The sequence below is a fragment of the Saccharopolyspora sp. genome (assembly GCF_017434145.1).
In the GTDB taxonomy this organism is placed as follows: Bacteria; Actinomycetota; Actinomycetes; order Mycobacteriales; family Pseudonocardiaceae; genus Saccharopolyspora_C; species Saccharopolyspora_C galaxeae.
Genome location: NZ_JAFRFW010000586.1, coordinates 1 through 3,274 on the forward strand (window position 1 = coordinate 1; position 3,274 = coordinate 3,274).

Below are 3,274 nucleotides of genomic sequence, written 5' to 3' on the forward strand. Positions count from 1 at the left end.
GGCCTCGGTGAGCTTGCGCAAGGTCGGCAGCGAAGCCCGCACCCGACCGTCGTCAGTGATCCGCTCGCCGTCCAGCGGCACGTTGAGGTCGGCGCGCACGAGCACACGCCGCCCCCGAACGCCCTCGGACAGCAGATCGTCGAGGTTCTTCACCGTCTGCTCCTCATGTGGGAAGTCCCGCACGGGCCGACCGGCCCGTGCGGGACCTTCATCATCTTCCGGCCGGTGCACGGCGCTGGCCCCAGCGCGTCCCGGCCGCGGTGCATCCCGGCAGCGGCGCACCCGGCTCGCGGGAGCGGTGCGCCGCGGAGCGAGCAGGTCAGGCCAGCTTGGAACCGACCAGCTTCGCCAGGTCGGCGATGCGGTTGGAGTAGCCCCACTCGTTGTCGTACCAGCCGACGATCTTGACCTGGTCGCCGATGACCTTGGTCAGCGGCGCGTCGAACACGGTCGAGGCCGGGTCGGTGACGATGTCGCTGGAGACGATCGGGTCCTCGCTGTAGCGCAGCACGCCCTTGAGCTTGCCCTCGCCCGCGGCGGCGCGGAACGCCGCGTTGACGTCCTCGGCGGTGACGTCGGCGCGCACGTTGGCGGTGAGGTCGGTGACCGAGCCGGTCGGCACCGGAACGCGCATCGCGTAGCCGTCCAGCTTGCCGTTGAGCTCCGGCAGCACCAGGCCGATCGCCTTGGCCGCACCGGTGCTGGTCGGCACCACGTTGACCGCGGCCGCGCGGGCACGCCGCAGGTCCTTGTGCGGGCCGTCCTGCAGGTTCTGGTCGGCGGTGTAGGCGTGCACGGTGGTCATCAGGCCGCGCTCGATGCCGAACGCGTCGTCGAGCACCTTGACCATCGGCGCCAGGCAGTTCGTGGTGCAGGACGCGTTCGAGATGATCGTCTGCGTGCCGTCGTACTTGTCGTCGTTGACGCCCAGGACCACGGTCAGGTCCTCGTTCTTGGCGGGCGCCGAGATGATGACCTTCTTCGCCCCGCCCTCGTCGACGTGCTTGCGGGCGTCGGAGGCGTTGGTGAAAAAGCCGGTGGACTCGACCACGACGTCCACGCCCAGGTCGCCCCAGGGCAGCTTGCCCGGGTCCTTCTCGGCCAGGATCTTGATCGGCTTGCCGCCCACCTCGATGCCTTCGCCGGTGACCTTCACGTCCTGCTCCAGGCGCCCGAGGACGCTGTCGTACTTGAGCAGGTGGGCCATGGTCGCGACGTCGCCCAAGTCGTTGGCGGCCACGACCTCGATGTCGTGGTCACTGGCCATCGCCGCGCGCCAGAAGTTCCGCCCGATGCGACCGAAGCCGTTGATGCCTACGCGAACGGTCACGCCTATCTCCTCGTAACTGACCCTGCCGCTGGGCGGCGGGTGAGCGGTTGATGGACTCGCTCGCAACCCTATATGCCCCGGCCAGCGACGCAGGCGGGCGGGCGCGGCGTCGGCGGGGTGAACACGCGGGCGGTACGCGGGTTGTGCCTTTCGGCGGGGCCGACGTGCGACATCCGTCGGTCGACCGCCCCAGCGAGCCCTCCCAGAATGATCAGGCTGATCGATGATCGGCGATTCCGCGCACCGGTTCCGCCTCCCCGGCGCGGCCGGGCCCGACTCGGAGGAACGCACATGCGCGCACCCGCACGACCGCGCGGCCGCAACCTGGCCGCCGCGGCACTCGCCGCCGGACTGGGCCTGACCGCCCTGGCCACCGCACCCGCCGGTGCGGACGTCCCGCCGCCCGGTGACGGCTGGACGACGACCTTCAGCGACGACTTCACCGGCGCCGCTGGCTCCTCGCCGGGTCCGGACTGGAAGATCGACACCGGGCACGGCTACCCGGGCGGGCCGGAGAACTGGGGCACCGGGGAGATCCAGAACTACACCGCCGATCCCGCCAACCTCAGCCAGGACGGCGACGGCAACCTGGTGATCACGCCGCTGAAGGACGACGCGGGCAACTGGACCTCGTCGCGGATCGAGACCGAGCGCGCCGACTTCAAAGCCGCCGAGGGCGGGGTGGTGCGCATCGAGAGCCGGGTGCAGATGCCGGACGTGCCCGCGGACAAGGCGCTGGGCTACTGGCCCGCGTTCTGGGCGCTCGGCTCGCCGTACAAGACCGACCTCTACAGCTGGCCCGGCGTCGGCGAGTTCGACCTGATGGAGAACGTCAACGCCGAGAACCGCGTGTACGGCGTGCTGCACTGCGATGTTTCCCCGGGCGGCGCCTGCAACGAGACCGACGGGCGGGTCGGCAGCCGGGAATGCCCGGACTCGACCTGCCAATCGGGCTTCCACACGTATTCCTTCGAGTGGGACCGCAGCACCGACGACGAGGAACTCCGCTGGTACGTCGACGGGCAGCAGTACCACTCGGTCAAGCAATCGGAGGTCGGCGACGCCGCCTGGCAGCGGATGACCTCGCACGACGGCTACTTCGTGCTGCTCAACGTCGCCATCGGCGGGCAGTTCCCGGACAAGAACTCCGGCATCACCACGCCCACCGACGCCACCGAGCCCGGCCACCCGATGAAGGTCGACTACGTGGCCGTCTACAACAAATGACCCACCCGTTTCCGAGTGAACGGACCGCTCGCCCGATCTATTGGGACCAACGGTCCGTTCGCTCAGAACGTTCAGCCCGGATCGGATGATGCCCGGGCATGTCGCCGAAGTGCTCGGACGAGCCCCCCGCGACGCGAGTTCGCCGGAAGTGAACGGACCGCTCGCCCAATCTATTGGGACCAACGGTCCGTTCGCTCAGAGCAGTTCGGCCGGAACAGTTCGGCCGGAACCGTTCGCTCGGGGAAGTCGAGTCAGACTTCGGCTTCGAGCATTTCCTGCGTGACGGCGGACTCGGTGTCCGGCAGGCCGAGTTCGCGGGCGCGCTTGTCGGCCATCGCCAGCAGCCTGCGGATCCGCCCGGCCACCGCGTCCTTGGTCATCGGCGGGTCCGCGAGCTGGCCCAGCTCCTCCAGCGATGCCTGCCGGTGCGCCAGCCGCAGCCTGCCCGCCACCAGCAGGTGATCCGGGGCGGTCGGCCCGAGCACGTCCAGCGCCCGCTGCACCCGCGCGGCCGCGGCCACCGCGGCGCGCGCCGAGCGGCGCAGGTTCGCGTCGTCGAAGTTCGCCAGCCGGTTCGCGGTGGCCCGCACCTCGCGGCGCATCCGCCGCTCCTCCCAGGACAGCACGCTGGAGTGCGCGCCGAGCTTGGTCAGCAGCGCGCCGATCGCGTCGCCGTCGCGGACCACCACCCGATCCGCGCCGCGCACCTCGCGGGAC

General features: G+C 70.4%; 4 protein-coding genes. 1 reads left to right on the forward strand and 3 read right to left on the reverse strand.

All coding sequences use genetic code 11. From position 1 onward, the window contains the following. Both pgk and gap read right to left on the reverse strand, forming a co-directional pair. A partial coding sequence (gene pgk, locus IJH84_RS16155) for a phosphoglycerate kinase (RefSeq protein ID WP_295145886.1) occupies nucleotides 1–153 on the reverse strand: 153 nt, incomplete at its 3' end. A gap of 166 nt (nucleotides 154–319) precedes the next feature. After that, nucleotides 320–1,330, reverse strand: coding sequence for a type I glyceraldehyde-3-phosphate dehydrogenase (gap, locus tag IJH84_RS16160; protein ID WP_200069765.1), 1,011 nt, complete (start codon nucleotides 1,328–1,330; stop codon nucleotides 320–322). Between the two features lie 291 nt (nucleotides 1,331–1,621). On the opposite strand from gap, the gene IJH84_RS16165 reads away from it, so the two are divergent. Beyond that, nucleotides 1,622–2,557 (forward strand): glycoside hydrolase family 16 protein, encoded by a 936-nt coding sequence (locus tag IJH84_RS16165; protein ID WP_200069766.1) that lies wholly within the window; start codon nucleotides 1,622–1,624, stop codon nucleotides 2,555–2,557. Nucleotides 2,558–2,808: 251 nt separating this feature from the next. Here IJH84_RS16165 and whiA read toward each other — a convergent pair. Continuing rightward, the coding region (gene whiA / locus IJH84_RS16170) for a DNA-binding protein WhiA (RefSeq protein WP_295145885.1) at nucleotides 2,809–3,274 on the reverse strand (466 nt) is incomplete at its 5' end.

Coding starts and splice junctions, on each gene's coding strand:
- IJH84_RS16165 (WP_200069766.1), top strand. CDS start 1,622: ATGCGCGCACCCGCACGACCGCGCGGCCGCAACCTGGCCGCCGCGGCA.